The organism is Novosphingobium sp. PhB55, assembly GCF_004368805.1.
GTDB lineage: Bacteria > Pseudomonadota > Alphaproteobacteria > Sphingomonadales > Sphingomonadaceae > Novosphingobium.
The window spans coordinates 123,678-144,130 of record NZ_SODQ01000009.1 but is presented as its reverse complement, the minus strand read 5'-3'; the positions used below and the strand labels follow the sequence as shown (position 1 = coordinate 144,130).

General features: G+C 61.9%; 13 protein-coding genes. 6 read left to right on the top strand and 7 right to left on the bottom strand.

The genetic code is table 11. The annotated features are described in order from the left end of the window. Nucleotides 1–15 precede the first annotated feature (15 nt). Together EDF57_RS22020 and EDF57_RS22015 are read left to right on the top strand one after the other, a co-directional pair. Nucleotides 16–678 carry a lasso peptide biosynthesis B2 protein gene (locus EDF57_RS22020; RefSeq protein ID WP_134095838.1) on the top strand — a complete coding sequence of 221 codons (663 nt, stop codon included), beginning with the start codon at nucleotides 16–18 and terminating at the stop codon, nucleotides 676–678. After that, nucleotides 675–2,423 (top strand): asparagine synthetase B family protein, encoded by a 1,749-nt coding sequence (locus tag EDF57_RS22015; protein ID WP_166675353.1) that lies wholly within the window; start codon nucleotides 675–677, stop codon nucleotides 2,421–2,423. The genes EDF57_RS22020 and EDF57_RS22015 overlap by 4 nt, the downstream gene beginning before the upstream one ends. Here EDF57_RS22015 and EDF57_RS22010 read toward each other — a convergent pair. From EDF57_RS22010 to EDF57_RS21990, 5 genes are all read right to left on the bottom strand, one after another. Continuing rightward, nucleotides 2,420–4,522 carry an Atxe2 family lasso peptide isopeptidase gene (locus EDF57_RS22010; RefSeq protein ID WP_134095836.1) on the bottom strand — a complete coding sequence of 701 codons (2,103 nt, stop codon included), beginning with the start codon at nucleotides 4,520–4,522 and terminating at the stop codon, nucleotides 2,420–2,422. The two genes, EDF57_RS22015 and EDF57_RS22010, sit on opposite strands and share 4 nt — an antisense overlap. Continuing rightward, nucleotides 4,516–7,002 carry a TonB-dependent receptor gene (locus tag EDF57_RS22005; RefSeq protein WP_166675351.1) on the bottom strand — a complete coding sequence of 829 codons (2,487 nt, stop codon included), beginning with the start codon at nucleotides 7,000–7,002 and terminating at the stop codon, nucleotides 4,516–4,518. Before EDF57_RS22005 ends, EDF57_RS22010 begins: the two co-directional genes overlap by 7 nt. A gap of 140 nt (nucleotides 7,003–7,142) precedes the next feature. Beyond that, entirely contained in the window at nucleotides 7,143–8,126 is a 984-nt protein-coding gene (locus tag EDF57_RS22000; RefSeq protein ID WP_134095834.1) for a FecR domain-containing protein, read from the bottom strand. Between the two features lie 28 nt (nucleotides 8,127–8,154). Next, entirely contained in the window at nucleotides 8,155–8,739 is a 585-nt protein-coding gene (locus EDF57_RS21995) for a sigma-70 family RNA polymerase sigma factor (protein ID WP_134095833.1), read from the bottom strand. A 758-nt stretch (nucleotides 8,740–9,497) separates the two neighbouring features. After that, complete coding sequence (locus tag EDF57_RS21990; RefSeq protein WP_134095832.1) at nucleotides 9,498–9,995, bottom strand: nuclear transport factor 2 family protein; 498 nt, start codon at nucleotides 9,993–9,995, stop codon at nucleotides 9,498–9,500. Between the two features lie 30 nt (nucleotides 9,996–10,025). Here EDF57_RS21990 and EDF57_RS21985 point away from each other — a divergent pair, with 30 nt between their 5' ends. Further along, nucleotides 10,026–10,475 carry a hypothetical protein gene (locus EDF57_RS21985; protein WP_134095831.1) on the top strand — a complete coding sequence of 150 codons (450 nt, stop codon included), beginning with the start codon at nucleotides 10,026–10,028 and terminating at the stop codon, nucleotides 10,473–10,475. Nucleotides 10,476–10,942: 467 nt separating this feature from the next. On the opposite strand, the gene EDF57_RS21980 is transcribed toward EDF57_RS21985, so the two are convergent. Next, a complete protein-coding gene (locus EDF57_RS21980) occupies nucleotides 10,943–14,320 on the bottom strand; it encodes a PAS domain S-box protein (protein ID WP_134095830.1) in 3,378 nt (1,125 codons plus the stop codon). Then, on the bottom strand, nucleotides 14,321–15,805 hold the full coding sequence (locus tag EDF57_RS21975; RefSeq protein ID WP_134095891.1) for an ATPase domain-containing protein: 1,485 nt from the start codon (nucleotides 15,803–15,805) through the stop codon (nucleotides 14,321–14,323). A gap of 1,032 nt (nucleotides 15,806–16,837) precedes the next feature. Here EDF57_RS21975 and EDF57_RS21970 point away from each other — a divergent pair. The 3 genes from EDF57_RS21970 (at nucleotide 16,838) to EDF57_RS21960 (ending at nucleotide 20,298) form a co-directional block, all read left to right on the top strand. Next, nucleotides 16,838–17,359, top strand: a complete 522-nt coding sequence (locus EDF57_RS21970; protein WP_134095829.1) for a hypothetical protein — start codon at nucleotides 16,838–16,840, stop codon at nucleotides 17,357–17,359. 434 nt (nucleotides 17,360–17,793) lie between these two features. Next, on the top strand, nucleotides 17,794–20,058 hold the full coding sequence (locus EDF57_RS21965) for an FdhF/YdeP family oxidoreductase (RefSeq protein ID WP_134095828.1): 2,265 nt from the start codon (nucleotides 17,794–17,796) through the stop codon (nucleotides 20,056–20,058). A 63-nt stretch (nucleotides 20,059–20,121) separates the two neighbouring features. Next, nucleotides 20,122–20,298 carry a DUF3606 domain-containing protein gene (locus EDF57_RS21960; RefSeq protein ID WP_134095827.1) on the top strand — a complete coding sequence of 59 codons (177 nt, stop codon included), beginning with the start codon at nucleotides 20,122–20,124 and terminating at the stop codon, nucleotides 20,296–20,298. Nucleotides 20,299–20,453 lie beyond the last annotated feature (155 nt).

Sequence of the window (20,453 nt, the reverse complement as noted above, 5' to 3'; positions counted from 1 at the left end):
TGGAAGAAGCGGCTCATGACATATGCACTGCGCGACGGCCTGTCGTTCTGCACGATCGAGGGAAGGCACTTGTTCCTCGACCTTACAGCCGACCGATACTTCTGCCTCCCGGCCGGGATCGAAGAAAGTTTCGAGAACCTGCGGCGCGGCGGCGCGCTCAGCCTCGGGGACCTGGAAGACCTCGGCGCATGCGGCATCGTCGAAGCGAACAAGAGCGCGGATATCACGGCGTGCACGCCCCCTCCTGCGCCGGTCGCAAGCCTGCTTCACGATCGGGTTCCGACACCCCCGGTCATGGATATACTGGCAGCGGCGGCTCAGCTTGTGCGCAGCTCCGCCGAACTGAAATTCATGGGGCTTGCAAGAACGATCGCCAGGCTGCGCGCGCGCAAGCGCCGCGCCGGCGGTTCTTCGGCACCTCCCTGCGGGGCCTCGACGATCGCAAGGGCGGCTGCCGCGTTCCAGGCGACCGGCAGGTATGCCAGCATCCAGGACAAATGCCTTCCTCGCTCGCTTGCCGTTGCCCATCGTCTTCTTGCCCTTGGCATCGCGCCCGAACTCGTGCTGGGCGTCACGCTTGGGCCTTTTACCGCGCATGCCTGGGTGCAATGGGGCGATGTGCTCGTGAACGAGCGCACCGAGATCACCCGCCAGTTCACCCCGATCCTTGTCGTATGATCCGCGCCCGCTATCTCGCAGGCATCCACTTGTCGCCCGGCGACCAGGTGAGCATCCTGCACCGCGCCCGGAACGCCGGGCTGAAAATCCTCACCGACCGGCCCGGCTTCATGCTGGCAACCGACGACGGCCTCCCGGTTCTTGCTCTCGGCGCGCTCGGCGTCGTCGTTGGCGAGCTATATGCACCGGGACGATCCGGTCACCTCGAAGCTCTCGGGCCGGACGAGATCGCATCGATCGCCGGGAGCGCCGGCAGACGCCTCGCCAAAGCCTATTGGGGCGACTATGTCGCATTCCTTCATGCCGGCGACGAGACGGCGATTGTCCGCTCACCGTTTGGACGTTTGCCCTGCCTCACCGAGAAGAGCGCAGGCGCATTTGTTGCGGCCTCGGACCTCGACATGTTGCAGCTGGCGAGCGCCATCCCGCCCGGCCTCGACCACGCGGCCATCGCCCGGCAACTGATGGCGGGCAGCATGCGCCATGCCCGGACATGCATAGCCGGCGTCGAGGAAGTGCAAGGCGGCGACCGGCTCACGATTTCTGCGAGAGACGGAGCGCGCCGCGAGGCGCTCTGGTCGCCCTGGACATTCGTGCAGCCGGAGCGCGCGATCTACGACGAGCAGGACGCCGTGACCCGCCTGCGCCACCAGGCCGTCGCCTGCATCCGGCAGAGAACCAGCCGCATCACGCGCCCCCTGCTCATGCTTTCCGGCGGCCTCGATTCCTCCGTTACCGCGGCCTGCCTTGCTGAAAGTGGACGGGATTTCGACTGCCTGAACCTGATGACGGCAAGCGCGGCGGGTGACGAGCGCGAATATGCGCGCAGCGTGGCCGGCCATCTGGGGCGGCGCCTGGTGGAGCGAACCATGGAGGGCGAGATCGGCGGGTTCGAACGGCTCGCCGCCGTCAGACTGCCGCGCCCGGTCGCCCGCAGTTTCGAGCAGCATCTCTACAGCCTGTCAGGGCGGATTGCCGAGGAGATGGGATGCGATGCGGTGATCGACGGGGGCGCTGGGGACAATGTCTTCGGCTCGCTGCAGTCGGCATCGCCGGCCGCCGATTGCCTGCTGGACCCGGCCGGCTCTCGCTATTTCCGGCGCCTGTGTTCCGATATCGGGGAGCTTGCTCATGCATCCCGCTGGAAAGTCGCGTGGCGGGCAAGGCGCCGGGCGCTTGCCGCGAAGCGTCCCTACCGCTGGCAACTGGATACCCGTTTCCTGAGTGCTGCAGCGCGGGAACTCGAGGCCGGCGCGGGGGCCCACCCCTGGATCGACGACAACAGCGTTCACCTGCCGGGACGAGCCGCACACATAGCCATGCTGGTTGCGGCACAAGGCGTTGCCGAGGATGGTCCTCGCGGAGCGAAGTCGAAAGTGATCTCACCGTTGCTCTCCCAGCCCCTGGTCGAGCACTGCCTGTCAGTGCCCAGCTGGTTTTGGTTTGCGGGCGGCCGCAACCGTGCGGCCGCCCGCAGGGCGTTCGAAGGCTATCTGCCCCATGAGATAGCCTGGCGCCGCAGCAAAGGGGCACCCGACAGTTTCGTGATCGGCCTGTTCGAGAAGCATCGCGCCACCCTACGCGACTATCTCGCCGGCGGCCTGTTGGCTCAGGCTGGTACCATCGATCTGGTCCCGATCTTGAAAATCATCGACGATCCGCGCCCCGTCGGTGGGACCGGTTACGGCCGCATCATGGAGATCTTCGATGCGGAAGTATGGGCAAGGGAAGTGACATCACGCTAGCGCCTCCCCTTTGAGGCCGCGCGCAAGCGACGCCACCGCTCGTACTGGTCGCGCTTTTCGGGCGACGGATCCTCCTGATCGCGAAGCCAGAAATCGAACCAGTCGATGTTGCGCTGGTAAACGGCGAGGCGGTGCTGCGGCTGCCACTTGTTGTGATACTCATCGGGATAGATGATCGCTTCCACCGGCTTTCCGGCCTCCCTGAAAGCACCGATGGCAGGAAGCGCAGTCAGCGCTTCACGGTCCGCAAGCTGCATGAGGATCGGCGTGTCGATGCGCCGTGCATTCACCGAGAGCGACAGCGGTTTCCAGAACGCCCGGTCGTCGTCCACGGACAAGGGATAGCCGCTCTTGCGATTGGCATCGCCCCAGGCGAACCCGCCGAGGACAAGAGAGCTCAGGAGATCGTCGCAGCACGTGCTCATGGCGGCCGCGGCGAACCGGTCCGAATTGCTCAGGGCAAATTCCACGGTCGAGGCGCCGTCGCTAAGCCCGGTAATGCCAAGCCGCGAGGGATCGACCGCGCCCGTGGCGATGGCCGTATCGATCCCCTCAGACACCGCGGAATAAAGGCTGCGCCGTTCCATCCAGTCCTTGTCGCTGGCAGCAAGCGCCTCTTCGATGGTCTTGAGCCCCGGGATCAGCTTGCCCACGAACGGCGGCCTCTGGAAACTGAGCACGGCAAAGCCCTTCGCCGCGAGGGCGAAGATCGGGTAATCGTCGCCGATCCCCCCGCGCAGGAAGCCGCGACTGAGGTATTGAACGACAACCAGCGGGAGCCTGGCCTTGCCGTCGTATCCGGGAGGCAGGACGAGATCTCCCCAGGCCGGCAGACCCAGATCATTCTTCCAGCGCAGGCGTCGGACCTTGCCCAGTTCCAGGTGGGCAAACTCGGGATTTGGGTCGAACAGCTCGCGGCTGCGACCGTCGGCAAGATCGATCGAGACGATGCGCCTCGGGACAGACGCGTTCTCTCTCCCGCAGATCATCTCCTTGCCCGACCTGATGCATCCCGTCAGCTCGTCGCTCGTCCGAAGAATTGTCTGCAGCTGGCCTGCGGCGGGAAACCATCTGTAAAGGACAGTCTCCTCACCGTTCCAGCCTTCCCGCTGCTGGAACACCAGCGAGACGCCCGTTCGATCCCAGGAAATCCTCGAGATCCGGCCGGTGCAAGCCGGCAGTCGGCACTGGATCTTCCGTCCATCAGGCAAGCTGGCCCATAACTGGCGGTCCGCCATCGGCGCGCTGCTGGCCGCCTCGGTCCACGCCCTGGCACCTTCAGGCGTACTGTCCCCGGTATTGAAGATGGTCCCTCCCAGCGCCGGGACGGTCACGGATTCTTTCTCCGCAGATGAAGCCTCGCGGGTTAGCCCGCTGTCCGGATCGACCACGAAGCCTTGCTGGGGAAGGTCCCTGGCCCAAGGCCGCGGCTCCCAGGATTCGAGGGGCAACACGCTTTCATCGTAGACCCAACCGGACCGCCCTGCGCGCTCGATGCGCTCCTTCGCGGCAATTCTGCCTACGCGAGCGAGATAGATCAGGCTGGCCCCATCGGCGGACCAGCGGAAGTCTTCCACATCGACCGGGGACCGTGTGACCAATCTGGCCGCCCCATTCGCTGCGTTGACCAGCACCAATTGCACGACGCCCTCGACCACTTTGCGATAGGCGAGAAACTGGCCGCCCGGCGACCAGAGCGGCGCGATCTGCTGGGGGAAGCCCGTTGTCATGAAAAGCCCGCGGACAGGCGATGACAGGAGCGGCAGACCGCCGCCCCGGTCGAGGATGCGGGGACTTTTCCCGCCGACTGCAGGAAGCACGACGAGCGCGGAGCACCTGTCGTTCGTGACGGGATCGGCCCTCGCGATCACGAAGGCAAGCGTCTTCCCGTCCGGAGAAAGCGCATAGGGGCTCGTCGGCTCGCCAATCACCAGCGGATCGCCTGTGTCTCGCAACCTCGCGATATCCATCGGGGTAACGCCGCGCCGATCCAACTTGAGATCGGCGGGCGGGAGCAGGTCATCGCACGCAGCACGAGCCGCTGGACTGCAGGCGAAGGCGAGCGCGGCGACGGCTGCCGACATGGAACGCTTCACCATCTCTTCGAGATCGTCAGGCTGAGGACGCGGCCGAACGGCGAGTAATTGGTGCTGTCGTACGGACTGTCGAAGATCGAGCGAACCTGGATCGAACTCGGTTTGTCATTGAACAGGTTCTGCGCGCTCGCGATGAGATCGAGTCCGCCCAGCAGACCGGCCTCCTCCCCGGTGCGATAGCGGACTGTAAGGTCCACCGGCAGCATTCCGTCGATACGCGGCGCGGGGGACAGACGAACGTCGCGTACCGGGCCGATGTAGTTGACGGCCAGGGTTGCAGTAAACGCGTCGTTCGACCAGCCGGCCTCTCCCCGCCCGCGGAAATGAGGCGGATTGAAGATACTTCCGGCGAGCTGAGTGACCGGTTGTCCCGCACCCAGCTGCTGCTTGCTGTCGAGATAGCTGGCATTGACACTGAGGCTGGTGGTCCCGCGACCCGTCCGGAAACTGTAGCTGCCCAGGACGTCGACGCCGCGTGCTCTTTGCTTACCGGCGTTGACATTGGAATTGTCGACGATGGCAATGACGCTCGCCGGATCATAGCCCCTTCCCGTTCCATCCACGAAATCGACGGCGCGTCCGATCGCCTGTGCCTGCTCGGCCGCGGAGGGATCTGTTGTCACATGCGCTGCGTAGAGCGGGTTCGACAGGGCCTGGCTGGTGTAAAGGATCGGCGTGACGATACGGTCGCGGTAGCGGATATCAAAGTAGGTCAGCTGCAGGCGCGCGCCTGCAAGCGCCCGGGGGTGAAGCTCGAGGCTTGCCGACCAGTTGACCGCGCGCTCCGGCTTCAATTGCGGGTTGCCGCCGGAGATCAGGATCGCCGTGGCGCCTGGCGGGCCTGCTGCGCCGAACGCGCTGGCGTTCACGAGATAGGCGCTTGCAGGCGTGTACTGCTCATATAGCGTCGGGGCCCTGAACGACCTTCCCCAGCTGCCTCTCAAGGTCACGTCGCCGGTCGGCGAATAGATCACGCCGAGCTTGGGCGTGGTGACGGAACCGACACCCGGATAGCGCTCATGGCGCGCTGCGAGACTGAAATCGAGGCTCCTGCCGAGCGGCGAGGCCTGCTCCGGGGCAAAGACCGGAATGCTGAACTCGCCGAAGACATAGCGGCTGCTCTGGCTTTCATCGACATGCGAGCTCGCGCCGCCGGTGTCGTTGCGGCTGAAGCGGTTTTCACGGTAACCGCCGCCCAGCGCAAGCTTGACCGGTCCGCCAGGGCCATCGAACAGCTTGCCGTTGCCGGAGAGTTCGATATTGCCCGTCCGGTTGCGATAGGCACCCGATCCGGCATCGATCTCGCTTGCGCCATAGACAAAGGTCCCCACGTAGGAAACCTTGTTCCAGCCGTAGCTGCCGCCCAGCGTCACTTCCCAGTCAGCCGGAAGCGAGAGCGTCAAGGACGGCGTGACACCCCAGCTTTCCGAGCGATGGTCCTCGTCATAACGGCTGACTGACCGGTCCCCTGTAGCGTCGAGCGGGAGTACCGACTTACGCCAGCGAATGTTATAGAGCCCGCCCATGTCGAACGTCAGGTCAGGCACGACCTGCTCCTCGAACGTGGCGGCGAGATTGTGATGCCGAAGGTAAGGGAACAGGGTCACCCCCGGCGCGTCGTCCCGCGCATAACTGCGCTGATCTGCGTCGATCGGGGTAGTGCGGGCATACTCGTAAGAGATCATCCCGCTCCCCGACGACCAGACCTGCCCCAGCGTTGCACCGTATTGCTGCTGGAAGTTTCCGCCGTCAGTCGATCCTGCGATGCGAGCGCTTGTCTCGAGGCCCTGGAAGCCGCGCCGAAGGATGATGTTTGCGACCCCGGCAACCGCGTCGGAGCCGAACAGCGCCGATGAGCCATCCGGGACGATCTCGATCCGATCGATTGCCCCGAAAGGAATTGCCGGCACATCGACGCTCTGCAATGCCGCGTCGTAGCTCAGCCGGTGACCGTCAAGCAGGGTCAAGGTCGCATCGCTGCCAAGGCCGCGCAGGTTGATCGACGAACCGCCGCCCACGTCGGCACCCTTGCTGTTTGGAACATTGCTGCCGATCCCGGCATTCTGGCCGCCGCCGAAGTTCTGCGGAATGGCCCGGATCACGTCGGCCGGGGTCGATTGTCCGGCATTGCGCGCGGTTTCGCGGTCGTAGCGCAGCGTCGTCGATGCCACGGGAGCCCCGCGGATGCGCGAACCGGTGACGACGATGCTGCCCTCATCAGCACCGCGCGCCGCCGAACTGCCCACCACCATGCCGTCGCCCTGCGGCGAGGCGGATAACCCGCTGCCGGCCAGCAAAGCGGAAATTGCGTCGTCGAACGAGAACTCCCCATCCAGCGCAGGAGCAATGCGCTGCCCAATCTCCGCATCGTCCGCGCTGACGCTTCGATGATAGGCCTGCCCCAGTTCCTGGAGCGATTTCGAAAGCCGCTGCGACGGCAGATGTACGACTTGACGATCCCCGCTCTGCGCAGCTGCAGGCATGCAGGTCCCCATAGCGACGGCGTAAATGCCGGCCGTCGCCCAATATCGATGATGCACTCAACGTCCTCCAACCCCGGGGCCCGCTCTCGTTGGAGCCCTTTCGTATGGGTGGATGCCAAGTTCCGGGATCTACCCTCCGGCTATTTTCGCCCCGATCCATTTTTTTTCGCGGCAAGTCCGAATGAACCATCGCCATTCGCGGTCAGGACCAGATCGAACGTCCCGGCAAGCTGCCGCGCGAAAGCTTCCGGCTCCGACCGGCGAAACGCACCGGTCAGCCGCAGTCCGCCCGTGCCATCGCCGGCGAGCGCGATCCTGGCCGTGCTCGTCCGGTTGAACTGCGCGATCGCCTCGGGGAGAGGCGCCGCATCGAAGACAATCATGTCCCTGGCCCACTGGATATCGCCCTGACCGAGCCTTGCGACCGTCCCGATGTCGCCGCCGGCCGCCATCACTTTCTGCCCGGCGCTGAGATAGCGAACCACCGGCCCGGTTTCCCTACCCTTCTCTTGCACCTCGATCGATCCGCGCAGCAGGGCAACCTCAAGGCCCTTGCCCGCAAAGCCGACATCGAAAACGGTACCATGTGCAATGACACTGCCGGTCCCCGCCTCGACCACGAAGGGACGGGCTTTCTCATGAGCGACAGTGAAGCGGGCCCGGCCCGAAACAAGGCGCAACCTGCGATCCCTGGATGTGAAACTAATCTGCAACGTGCTTCCGCGGTCGAGAAGAACCGTGGATCCATCTGCAAGGCGAACGGCACGGGGTCTTTCGTCCAGCCGTACCGCCGCCTCGCTCGCCGCGATCGCATCGCGGTCAGGACCACTGGATCGAATACCCAAGAGCGTTGCGGTTCCAAGCAGTGCCAGCCCGGCCACGGCAGCCGCGATGCCCAAAGCCCGCGCCGACCGGGCCTTCTTACTGAAGGCCTCGAGACTGCGCTCCTGCCCTGTGCGCGTATGAGCCATGAACATCGTCTTGTCCCAGGCACGCACCAGCCTTTCGTAAGCCCGGGCATGTTCCGGGACCGCGAACCAGGCGTCGAACTCGGCGCGCACGTCCTCCGCATCTCCGCTGCGGATCCGGCCGAACCAACTCGCGGCTTCATCTTCGATGCTCATCGATGACCAGCTCCCTTCAGACGTCTCGTCATGGCTCCAGATGGCGCGCAACGAAAGCGATCGCCCTGCTCATGTGCTTTTCAACCGTCTTTACGCTGAGCCCCGTTCTGGCGGCAATCTCGGCGTAGGTGTAACCATCAAGCCGGTGGGCGAGAAATATCTCGCGCGTGATCGGCTTCAACCGGGCCATGATGGCCTCAAGGCGCCGCAACGTGTCCTTGGCTTCAAGCGCCCCGACCGGATCCGGGCCGCCGATCTCGGTGCTGTCACAGCAGACATGCAGATGCTCCGAGCGCCGCTTGCCCAAACGGTATTCGTTGAGGATCAGGTTCCGGGTTGCCGTGCGCAAGTAAGCCCCGGGGTTCGCGACCGATTGCGCAAAAGTCTCGTCGAGCGTCGCCAGCTTGGCAAAGAGCTGCTGGACGACGTCCGGGGCCTTGTCGGAAGCTATATGGCCACGTGCGAAGCGGATCAGCCTGTCCTTGTAGCCGCGATAGAGCAGCTCGAGCCAATCGGGAGGCGGCGAAACAACCCGGTCTTCGGGCGGTAGCGGATCGCCTTCTTCGATTGCTCCCTGCCCATTCGTGCAGTCTGTCTTCTGATTCAGGCGCATGGCGCCCTCCCGCCGGTCTGCTGACCGGCGTACTGCCCGCGCGCGCATCGCGCGCTGCAACGGCCCATGACCATGGGCTCTTCTCCGACAAGGAGGCCATCCGAACAAACCGCGGATGTCGTGAGCCACCATGGAGCGCATACTGCCGCCTTTAGCCGACAAGGCCTGGACATTCGCGGCAGATGCCCGGACGCGAACGCGCCGAGCAGCTTTTTTCCTGATAGTGGCTGACTGCCTCTGCGCCTTATTCCGGCGCAATCTTCAGGTTAGACAAACTTCCATTCAAGGCAAGCCTCTTGTCCGCACAAGGAGCCGGGAGTTTAAGAGCCAAATCTTGAGAAGTGGCTGGAGGTTTTTTAGTCGAGATCGACCTGGACATTCGCCCCAGCCCCCCGGCTTTGAGGCACTGGAAAGTTACATCGCAAGTGCCCGCGTTTGGGTTAAATCTTGTTCATCGCCTCCGGCGCGGTCCGTATGCGATCGGCGTCCTTTCCTGCAGCTTCGCCAACTTGGTTGAGGTCCCAGCGCAGCGCCTCCGTCCAAGGGGGCGAGAACAGGTACCTGCCGCACCCAGGCACTCAGCAGCCTTTTGCCTCCAAGTGTTTTTCGGATCGGACGGAAACGGGGCGCCTTGCCAAGGAGAAACCTGAGCTCCCGTTCGGTGATAGATACTCCCCGGCCGAACTCCCGTGAGTCCCCCTGCCAGGGCGGCCTTGCAGACATCAATCGGCGAGTTGGAAATGCTTCTGCGAAGACAGTCAGGAAACATCGATCCTGATCCGCCGGAGGGTGTTGCTCTGTATCACCCATCCCCCGTCAACTACTCGATAAGTCTCGTCGTAAAAGCCGTATCCCCTGATCTCCCGAATAGGGCTATCATCTTTAAATCGCAGAATATCCGTCATTGCCCATGTACCGCTCGCACTCGTCGGGGTGTGGATGGTGATTTGCGGATTGAAGCCATGATGAACTGTCGACACTGCAGAAAAGTCGCCCGACATTGATGAAAGAGCATTCCTTCCCTTTACCTTCCACTTGCTTGTATCGATATGCTGCAGAAGCTCTGGACGCCCGTAGACCCGGGTCTCTCCCGTGACCGGGTCTACTGCTTCGAACGCGCGGCGATGATCGAACTCCGCGTCTGGCGCAAACACCGAAATAAACCCTTCCCAGTCTTTTGTGTCCACGCACTGGAAATAGCGTGCCTTTAGCTGCTTGATTTCCTCGATCGCGTTGAGCGCCATAATGTCCAACATGATAAGCTTTCGCTGCCTCCAAGTTACGCCATGCAGTTCCTGAACCTGCCGAATGGACTGAAATTCACCTTGGAGGCGGTCAATCTCAAGCTCCTCCATATCGCGTCTGCGAAGTTCCATTTCAGGCCGACCGCGTCGTTTTTTGTGCCCGCTCATTCGCAGCGCATTCCACCGGAAAAAGTGGGAAAACGTCGCTGCACTCATGAAATTTCCGGTCCGGACCTGCCGCAACCAAGATGCCAATCTTTTGCAAGTCTCGCGCATGATCCGCGCGGCATGTTTGCCGATCTGCCTAGGCACCGGGCGCTAACGACCGAATGCAGCAATCTATCATTGGACACTCCGGAGAGATCGCATCACGGCTTCTTGAAGCCAATTGCCAAGCGCACAACGCGCCTATCGAAATTGACTGTCGCGGAGATGATTATGCTGAAGTTCAGGCCCTCCTTTCGGTTCGGCGTAAGCAATACGATCGGGTGACGCGCTACGAACAGGCGCTTACCTGCTGTGCCGACGCTGGGAAAAGACGAGCGCTGGATCGCTGGCAGAGCACGACCGGGCCGGCGGGGTCCGCAACTTGCTCAGCGTAATAAGGTCGTTCCGGGACGTTTGCCGAAAGGGAAGAGCGAACCTTCCGCACTTCTCACTATGCGCCCCAAGTCATCCCCAAGCTACTTTCATCGGCGTCTGCAGGCGGTGAGGTGGTGCCGGTTTTCCGGACAGGCCGCATAGCTAAGTCGAGTTCGCACAATGCACGAGGATGGCCAAATCAATGGCGCAGCGTGCCAGTCTTGGCCGGTGCGACCACACTCTCAGGAGGCCGGTAAATCTAGGGAAACGAACTTACTCAGGCTTCCAGTTCCTTCGGAGCAAGCTTCAACCAGACACAGTAACGCTGGGTACGGGCGCCGGACCCGCGCGGCCGATCGCCGAACTTGAAACAGGTCCTAGTCGAGAAGCGCGCCCAATGCTTCTGCCAGCTCGTCTTTGCGGAAAGGCTTGGTCAACCTTGGAAGTTCCGCGTCCACGCCTTCAAGTTCCGCATAGCCGGAAACAAGCAGGACCGGCACCTCCGGCATAATCGATCGGACACGCATGGCAAGCTCGGTGCCGTTCATACCCGGCATAAGATGATCCGTTACCAGAACCCGGACTGATCGCTCTGCGGCCAATATCGTCATGGCTTCCTCTGCCGATTCTGCCTCGATCACGGCGTATCCAAGGTCGGAAAGCATATCGGCAGTGGTCATCCTGACCAGGACCTCGTCGTCGACCAGCAAGGCAATCCCCTGGTGCGCGTCATCGAGGCGCTGCAGATGAATGGTCGCCGCTTCCGGGACATCTTCGCCGCTGACCGGCAACCAGAGCTCCACGTTTGTCCCGACCCCCAGCTCGCTGCGGATGGCAAGGGCTCCGCCGAGCTGCGATGCAAGGCCGTGCACCATCGACAGGCCAAGCCCGGTTCCCTTCCCGATGCCCTTGGTCGAGAAAAATGGCTCGACCGCGCGCGCCAGGGTTGCCTCGTCCATGCCTGCCCCCGTGTCGGCAACCGACAGGCAAATGTACGTGTCCGGTAACAAACCGGCATGATGATCTGGTCCGATGATTTCCTGGGACGCGGAAATCCGCAGAACGCCGCCCTCCGGCATCGCGTCGCGCGCGTTCACAGCAAGATTGAGAAGCGCCATTTCGAGCTGATTGGAATCCGCTTTAGCCGGAAGCATTGCCTCCATGATCTCGACCACGACTTTTATCTGCGGACCCGTCGTGCTTCTGATGAGATCGCCCATCTCGCAAACAAGCTTTCCGACATCCACGGCAACGGATTGCAGCGGCTGCCGCCGAGCGAATGCCAGCAGTCGCTGCACCAGGGTTCTTGCCCGCTCAGCCGACTGAGCCGCACCGGCTATCAGACGCTGTTCGCGCGCGCCGCCCACTGCGCGCCTCTGCAGCAAGTCGAGAGCGCCGACGATGGGCGTAAGCAGATTATTGAAGTCATGCGCTACACCGCCAGTAAGCTGGCCCATTGCCTCCATCTTCTGGCTCTGGCGCAGTGCCTCGTGTGCATCTTCACGCTCCGCAACCGCCTCTGCCACCCTTGCTTCGAGGGTGGAGTTGAGATCGCGCAAGGCGTCCTCGGCATGCTTGCGCGCAGTAATCTCGAGCGCAGTTCCCGCAACCCGCAGACAACGGCCGGAACTGTCAAAAATCCCCCGCCCCTTCGCCGCGACCCACCTTTCCACGCCATCTTCTTTCCCGATCGTGCGGTAGTCCACATCGTAAAGAGCGCGCCGGTTGGGATCGGCCGCCGCGGCATAAGCTTCTAAAGTGCGTTCACGATCACCGGGATGAAGCCCGTCATAGAAATCATTCATGCTGACGGGAACATCCGGCGAGATCCCGAACATCGCCTTGGTGCGCGCCGGCCAGATCAACCGGTCGTTTACCACGTCGACGTCCCAGAAACCGACCTCGGCATTTTCAACGGCGAGACGGAGCCGTTCCTCGCTCTCCTTGAGACGGGCATCCGCGCCGACACGTTCAACGTGGGCCCAGCATCGTTCGACAACTTCCCTGACGAGGGCGATGTCACTTCCCGTCCACCCACGTGCATGATCATGATGGACTGCCATCATGGCGGCTAAGCGCCCGTTCTTTACGAGCGGACAGCAGATGATGGCCTCGATACCGATAGCCTGGAACATATCCCGGCCTTCGCTCGCAGAGAGTTCTGCCTGGACGTCGGCAACCACCAGAGTTCGGCCGGTCCGCATGTCAGCGGCCGCGCGCGGGCCGAACAGGTCCAGACTGTATTCGCCCACCGAGCTCTCTATCCCGCCGGCGGCGTAGTCGTTGCGTATCCAAAAACGGTCGTTGTCCGCGTCGACGTCGGCATAAGCGCACCGCGCGACCTCGAGCTTCCGGCCGAGCAGGTCCGTCGCGGCCTGCATAGCGCCGGACGCATCCGCCGCGCTCGAAAGCCTATCTTCCAATTCCCCGAAGAAGCGCAAGCGCGCTTCGCTTTGCCTGAGAGCAGCCTCGGCCTCGTGCTCTCCCGTGCGATCACGGAATATCTTCACATAGCCGCCTTCGCTGCCCGCCAGAGGCATTGTCAGGCCCGACCCCCAAAACCACGTTCCATCCTTGCGAACATGCCACCGCTCGTTGATCGCCCGCCCGGACTGCGACGCGCGGTCCAGTTCGAGTTCCGGAACCTTCGCTTCCCGGTCCGGCTCCGTGAAAAACAGCGCTCCAGGCTGCCCCAACGCCTCGGCAGCCGCGTAGCCGACAAGCCCCGCGGCGCCGCTACTCCATCCCGTGATAATGCCATCGGGATCGAGAGCGACAATGGCGAAATCTTCCGCCCCCTCGACAATCTGCCGATACCGCGCTTCGCTCGCCCGGAGATGATCCTCGGACCTGGCCCGCGCGATGACGATGCCAGCGGTGTGCACGACAAAGTCGACGATTTCGAGGTCCGAAGCCGCAGGTTCACGCGGCTCGCCGTGGTACATGGCAAAAGTGCCAAGGATTTCGCCATGAACCGAAGTGATTGGAAGCGACCAGCACGATTGGAGGCCGTGGCCCAGCGCCAGATCCCGGTAGTCGGCCCAGCGTGGGTCCGAGGCTATGTCCGCAACGAAGACCGGCTCCTGGCGGTGCACCGCGCTACCGCAAGATCCTACCAAGGGCCCAACGGTAATTCCATCGATTGCTTCGTTGTAGGCAGCCGGCAGGCTTGGCCCTGCACCATGCCGCAGATGTCCACCGTCCTCGTCGAGCAGAAGTATCGACGCCATGACTCCGGAATTAGATAGGGCTTCGACCTCGCGCACGATCGCCTCGAGCGTCGAGCCGAGCGGCGCCTCCTGCACAGCGAGCTCGAGGATCCGGTTCTGAGCCTCCCTGAAGGCGGCAGCATTGCGAACTTCGTACTGCCGTGCACGCGCCTTAAGCGATGAGCGGATCGCCCCAAGCATGGCTTCGGCATGGAGTGGACGCTCCAAGAGGACCACATTTCCCAGTTCCGAGAGACGGGCCGTCGCGGTGACGGTCCTGGGCGCCCGCGATCCATTCGCCAGGACGACGAAGGGTATATCCGACCATGCCGGCTGATCGGCCACCCATTCGGCAAGTGTGTGGGGGGCTGTCGATACCAACGCCTCTTCGGTGAGCAGAACGACACCGGCGCCCGCCTCGAGCTTTCGGACAAGCTCCTGCTGATCGGAACAGACATACGATGAAATCGCGTTGCGAAGCAGGAGGTCGCAAGCGATCGCTGCATCGCGCCCGCGAGGCGCCAGGATCAGGACGAGATCGTTCATTCAGCGGCGCGGCGTTTCAGCCTCCTCCAGACCCGTCAACAATGTCCTGCCCTCGCCTGAAAACTTGGGTACGCCGGTGAGCACACCCTGGAACTGGCGGAGCGGTTCGCCCAGTTGCAGGCCCGTGCTCCCGATCTGGAACTCACGGATCGTTCGCTCGTGGCGGGCTGTCCGGGTCTTGATCACTGATATGGCCTGACGCACCTCGCCGTGTGCTTCGAAGTACCTGAGTTGGACGACAGCGTCCGACAGATAGCTGAGATCGACGTCCGAGCGAATATCGCCGGCGACGCCGTGGAGACCCAGAATGAGGACGCTGATGATGCCTTTTTGACCTAGGTACGTCAGTACCTCGTGCATTTGCAGAACCAGGAACTGCTCGTTCGGCATGGACTGCAAGTAGGCGTTGAGGCTGTCGATCACCACGATGCTTGAGCCATGAACCTCAACGGCCCCCCGTATCAGACTGGCAAACTCTCCAGGAGACATTTCGGCCGGGTCGATCGCACGCATCTCCAGCTGTCCATCCTCGAGGAAAGGGCGCAGGTCCATGCCCAAGGCTTCGCTGCGTTTCAGCAACGTGGACATGCGTTCGTCGAACAGGAAGTAGGACGCCTTGTCACCGCGCTGCAGCGCAGCCACCACGCACTGCACCGAGGCGGTAGTCTTGCCCACCCCGGCAGGGCCCGTCAGCAATGTAGCTGTCCCGGGTGCCAGGCCGCCCCCAAGCAGAGCGTCGAGTTCTGTCGAACCCGTAGTGACGGCATCGCCCCCCTCGGTGGTGCCATGTTCCGATGCCACGAGGCGGGGGTAAACCCGCAGACCGCCGCGCTCGATCTCGAAGTCGTGATACCCTCCCCTGAAGCGTACGCCGCGCATTTTCACGACATGCACGCGCCGTCGCTGCGCCCCGAAACTTGCCAGGGCCTGATCGAGCGAGATGACACCGTGCGCGATGCTATGTAACTGCAGATCGCTCCCGGTGGCACCCTTGTCGTCGAGCAGAAGCACCGTGCATTGCCGGGTCGAGAAGAAGTGCTTGAGCGCAAGGATCTGCCGGCGATAGCGGATCGGGCTCTGGGAAAGCAGCCTAAGCTCGGATAAACTGTCGAGAACCACGCGCGAAGGAGAAAGTTCATCGACCTTCGCCATGATATTGCGCACGGTCTCACCGAGTTCGACTTCGCTGGGATGGAGGAGTGTCTGTTCCTGGTCTTCAGCAAAACCATCGGCCGGAACCATTTCGAAAAGCTCGAGACCATCCAGCGACCAGCCGTGGGAGACTCCCACCGCCCGAAGCTCCACTTCGGTTTCAGCCAAGGTAATGTACAGCCCAACTTCGCCCGCTGCCGCCCCGGACAGCAGGAAACCCAGACCGAGCGTCGTCTTGCCGGTTCCCGGCGTTCCTTCCACCAGATACATCCTCTCCCGGGAGAGACCTCCGTTCAGAATGTCATCCAGACCCTCGACGCCGGTAGAGGCCATTTTTGATACTTGCTTTATCGACACGCGCACTTTCCTGGACTCGATCAACTGAATTCCGCCACTTTGCCCGTTCGTCCGGTTCCCCGGTCGGGCCAAGCAGCCGCCCCGGAATAATCGCTTTACGGGAATATCCCTCTTGGAAGGGACCAAATGCGTGCGGCCTGTCGGTGCCTAACAACCGGCCCCGTCGTGCGGTTCCCGGAGTCAGGGCGTGCCATTCCGGCGCACGGCTACACGAGATGGTCAACGTGCATTTACCCTGCTATCCGGATCGATACGGATCGCCGTGAAGCCGGGAAAAGAAGCGGCCTTTCAAGCAAGCTTGTTGCGCCCGGGCGCTGACCGCAGCATCTTCCCGCTCCCGAGTTCCAACCGCATGTGCCAAGGGCGCCCCCTCGAGCGGCCCCTGCCGCGGCGCGATTCTCCTGGATGAGCTTTGCAAACTTTGGCCGTAAGCTACGGTAACCGTGGGCAGCCCGTGGAAGCGCAGAAAGCCTTAGCTGTTTGTTTGAGACATGCAGCGTCACGTCCACTGAAGTGATCACTGCTGCGTTATGCCGCTGAGCCAAACGGGAAGGGAACCATGCCATGGCACACTACCTCGAGATGGCGACATGAACCGCCGATCGGGGTGACCTGGGGACCGGGCTCAACGCCCGGGGCGCTGCGCGCACCGCCCCCCGGCGAGATGGCCGGCCGGACAAGACTGCCATCGACGAGGCGAAAGCAAATCCTGGTCGAGGCGGTGAAATGGCCGGCGATACTACCCAACCGTTGCCTACGTCGATCGCTCGGTGCCGATCGCATCGCTCGTCATTGCCTATCTGTACTACCTACCGGAAATGGGAGCCTGTCCTCGCCGTTCAGAATCCACGCTTCTCATAGGAATATCGCGCTGTCTGGTACGCAGAGCGCTCTGCCGTAAATGGATCGCAGTTCCTATCGGAGGAACGCGTTGCGGACACTTTGGCACGCAACGATGCTCGGCAGCATCACTTACTCAGGGCAGCAATAACTGCAAAGGAAATCTCCATGAGTAAAGTATCAGCAATTTTCGATACCCATTCCGAAGCGGAGCAGGCGATCGTTGAATTGCGGACCCTGGGGCTGAGTGACAGCGACCTGTCGGTCATTGCACATCACGGCGGCACCACCACAGCCCGATCGGGTGATGGCGAAATTACGGACGAACATCATCGCAACGTTCTTCGCGGCATTCTGGGCGGCGGTGCATTGGGCGCCGGGTTAGGAGTGGCCGCGCTGGCGATCCCGGGCGTAGGACCTCTGGCGGCCGCCGGTGCGATTGCGGCTTCGGCCGTCCCGGAAGCCGTAGGGATCGGTGCGGTCATAGGCGCGATAGGCGGGACGCTGAACGAGACGCTCACGAAGCACGGCGTCAGCGAGGACGATGCCAATTACTACAATGATCGCATCAAAGATGGCGGCGTTGTGGTTACCGTCGAGGACAATGCTGCAGACCCAGACAGTGTGCGCGAAATCCTCTATCGAAACGGTGGACACAACTCTGCTCAGACGCGCAGCAGCGCGATCTAAAAACCAACACTGCCGCCAGCGTGAAGCTGGTGGCAGTGTTCGCTACGCACGAATTACCCCAAGGGTACCCACCGCTCAGCAACGCCAGGAGTAACCAGGGGCATTAAGGTGAGCCGCTCCTGCTCTCCCTGAGCAAGCTGATCTCACACAGACTTTTGCAAGAATTCGCGCGGTTCGCATTTATGCGCCTTTTTACCGGCCGCGCGATAGCGCATTTGCATGGCCCGCCAATACTCGAAGAAATGCTATCTCCTTGGGGACACCGAAGTGCCCCTGCGCGTTCAACCTTCATGACCCCATCGTATTTCCCGGCCGCGTCCCGTTTGCTTGTTGCCCAGTTTGCCAAATCGGCAGCTGTGTCCGGTTTGGACTTGCCATGTGATGGGGACCGCCGAGCTTGCCTGCTCTGTGAAATCCGGATCTAGGAGCGTCAGATGGACGATCTCGCCAAACCGCACCGTTACAACCATGCAACGGGTGGCTGGGGTTCCTTGGAAGGCATTGCCCGCGTCGAGGCAGCAAGCAAGGCAAATCCCGCCGCGTTTCAGACTCTGGCCGAACAGAACAAACCGGGCGGCTACATGTGCTCATCGTGCGCATGGGCCAAACCGCCAAACCCGCATGTCGCCGAATTCTGCGAGAACGGGGCCAAGGCCACGCTCTGGGACCTTACCGGGGAGCGCTGCACGCCGCAATTTTTCGACGAGCATTCGGTCTCCGAGCTTATCCATTGGGAAGATCATGATCTCGAAAAGGCGGGACGGCTAACCGAGCCGTTGCGGTATGACGCGGCCAGCGACAGATACGTACGCGCCACATGGCAAGATGCATTCCTGGCGATCGGTGAGAAGCTGAAGCGTCTCACCCCGAGATCGGTAACCTTCTACGCATCAGGCAAAGCCGCTCTCGAACCCTCGTACCTCTATGCTGTGTTCGCCCGCATGTATGGCCACAATAACCTGCCCGACAGTTCGAACATGTGCCATGAAACAACCTCCGTTGGCCTTAAGAAAGTCATCGGTTCACCCGTGGGCACTTGCACGTTCGATGATCTGGCACACTGCGACGCGATCTTTTATTTCGGCCAAAATCCGGGAACCAATAGCCCGCGCATTCTTCATCCCCTCAAGGATGCAGTAGAGCGGGGCTGCAAGATCATTGCCTTCAATCCGCTGCGAGAGCGTGGGCTGATGGAGTTTGTCGACCCGCAAAACCCCTGGCAAATGACGGCCGGCAAGCCCACGAAGATCGCGCACCAGTACGTGCAAGTGCGCCCGGGCGGCGATATCGCTGCCTTGATGGGCGTGTGCAAGCGTGTCCTCGAATTGGACAGCCAAGAAGGGAACATCCTCGACACGGCATTCCTTGCAGCCCATTGCCATGGCCTTGATGATTTTCGGGCAAAGCTTGCCGAAACCAGCTGGACGGAAATCGAGCAGCACTCCGGGGTAAAGCGCGCCGAGCTTGAACAGGCCGGCGACGTTTATTCAGCTGCCAAGAACGTCATAGGCATCTATGGCATGGGCCTTACCCAGCAGGTCCACGGATCGCAGGCGATCGGTATGCTCGTGAACCTCCTGCTGCTACGGGGCAACATCGGACGGCAAGGTGCGGGTTGCCAGCCAATCCGCGGCCATTCCAACGTTCAGGGCCAGCGAACCGTCGGCATCTCGGAAAAGCCCGAACTGGTGCCGATGGACAAGCTGAAGGAGATTTTCGGCTTCGAACCGCCCGTCGAAAAGGGTCACACCACAGTCGAGTTTCTGGAAGCCCTGCTGCGGGGCGAGGCGAAGGGATTTGTCGGGCTGGGCGGAAACCTGGCGCGGGCAGTGCCGGACCAATCGCTGATTTCCCCCGCATGGCGGGAGCTGGAACTGACCGTGCACGTCGCCACGCGGCTCAATCGCACCCATTGCCTGCCTGGAAAGGAAGCCTGGCTGTTGCCCTGCCTGGTAAGAGCCGAGGAAGACATCCAGGATAGCGGCCCCCAGACGGTAACCGTGGAGGACAGCTTCAGCCACATATATGGCTCGATCGGCCGCCGGCGCCCTGCCAGCCCGCACCTCAAATCCGAGCTCGCTATCGTGGCGGGGATCGCGAAGAGCGCCCTGCCCTTCAATCCCCTTTGGCGATGGGATGATTGGACAGCAGACTATGCGAAGGTCCGCAAGCTGATAGAGCGGACCTATCCCGACCAGTTCCGGGACATGGAAGCGCGCATGAACGAGCCAGGCGGCTTCTATCGCGGCAACCCAGCCCATGACCGTGTTTGGAAGACGGAAAGCGGCAAGGCGCAATTCACCGTACCTACTGTTCTCAATTCAAACGGGCTCGACGAACGTGCAGGACGATACACTTTGGTAACACTCCGCTCCAACGATCAGTTCAACACCACGATCTATGGGCATTCCGACCGTCTGCGCGGCCTCAACGGCAGCCGGATGATCGTTTTGATGAACCCCGAGGACATGCGCGATACCGGGTTGATCGAAGACCAGCCCGTCACGCTTGTCACCGACTGCCAGGAGGATATCCGGCGGGAGGTGAGGAGCCTCGCGGTCACACCCTACGACCTGCCTCGAGGCAGTCTTGCAGGCTACTTTCCCGAACTGAATCCGCTGATCCCGCTAGGACATCACGACGTCCTATCGAAAACCCCGGCCGCCAAAGGCATTCCTGTACGAATTGAAGCAAATTAACATAGCGCATTTCGAGTAACCTGATCCTGCGGCAGATTGTCCGCTCGGAGCAGGAGACTTGTTATGGCAAACAATGGAAGCGATTCCGGGCCGGTCGATCGATCACGCATATCGCTGCACAGTGACAGCGAAATTGCCTATTGGACGGATCGCTTGCAGATTAGCCGGGCGAAGCTCGAAAGCGCGGTAAAGGTGGTGGGACCTCAGTTCGACGCAGTATTCGCCCTATTGATGCGCTAGGCTAGGCTATTGATCAATATGCGCCCTTTTGTCTGAGACAAGAGACCAGACGCTGCAGAACAGTGAGGAAGCAAATGATAGTATGGATAAGTTTGATTAATCCTTGCCCGCTTACGATCTTGCCCGCTTACGACCGCGTCGGATAAGATCCGGCC

Coding starts and splice junctions, on each gene's coding strand:
- EDF57_RS22010 (WP_134095836.1), bottom strand. CDS start 4,522: ATGGTGAAGCGTTCCATGTCGGCAGCCGTCGCCGCGCTCGCCTTCGCC.
- EDF57_RS21975 (WP_134095891.1), bottom strand. CDS start 15,805: ATGGCCTCTACCGGCGTCGAGGGTCTGGATGACATTCTGAACGGAGGT.
- EDF57_RS21985 (WP_134095831.1), top strand. CDS start 10,026: ATGCAGTTCCTGAACCTGCCGAATGGACTGAAATTCACCTTGGAGGCG.
- EDF57_RS22015 (WP_166675353.1), top strand. CDS start 675: ATGATCCGCGCCCGCTATCTCGCAGGCATCCACTTGTCGCCCGGCGAC.
- EDF57_RS22020 (WP_134095838.1), top strand. CDS start 16: ATGACATATGCACTGCGCGACGGCCTGTCGTTCTGCACGATCGAGGGA.
- EDF57_RS22000 (WP_134095834.1), bottom strand. CDS start 8,126: ATGAGCATCGAAGATGAAGCCGCGAGTTGGTTCGGCCGGATCCGCAGC.
- EDF57_RS21980 (WP_134095830.1), bottom strand. CDS start 14,320: ATGAACGATCTCGTCCTGATCCTGGCGCCTCGCGGGCGCGATGCAGCG.
- EDF57_RS21990 (WP_134095832.1), bottom strand. CDS start 9,995: ATGTTGGACATTATGGCGCTCAACGCGATCGAGGAAATCAAGCAGCTA.
- EDF57_RS22005 (WP_166675351.1), bottom strand. CDS start 7,002: ATGCCTGCAGCTGCGCAGAGCGGGGATCGTCAAGTCGTACATCTGCCG.
- EDF57_RS21995 (WP_134095833.1), bottom strand. CDS start 8,739: ATGCGCCTGAATCAGAAGACAGACTGCACGAATGGGCAGGGAGCAATC.
- EDF57_RS21970 (WP_134095829.1), top strand. CDS start 16,838: ATGAGTAAAGTATCAGCAATTTTCGATACCCATTCCGAAGCGGAGCAG.
- EDF57_RS21960 (WP_134095827.1), top strand. CDS start 20,122: ATGGCAAACAATGGAAGCGATTCCGGGCCGGTCGATCGATCACGCATA.
- EDF57_RS21965 (WP_134095828.1), top strand. CDS start 17,794: ATGGACGATCTCGCCAAACCGCACCGTTACAACCATGCAACGGGTGGC.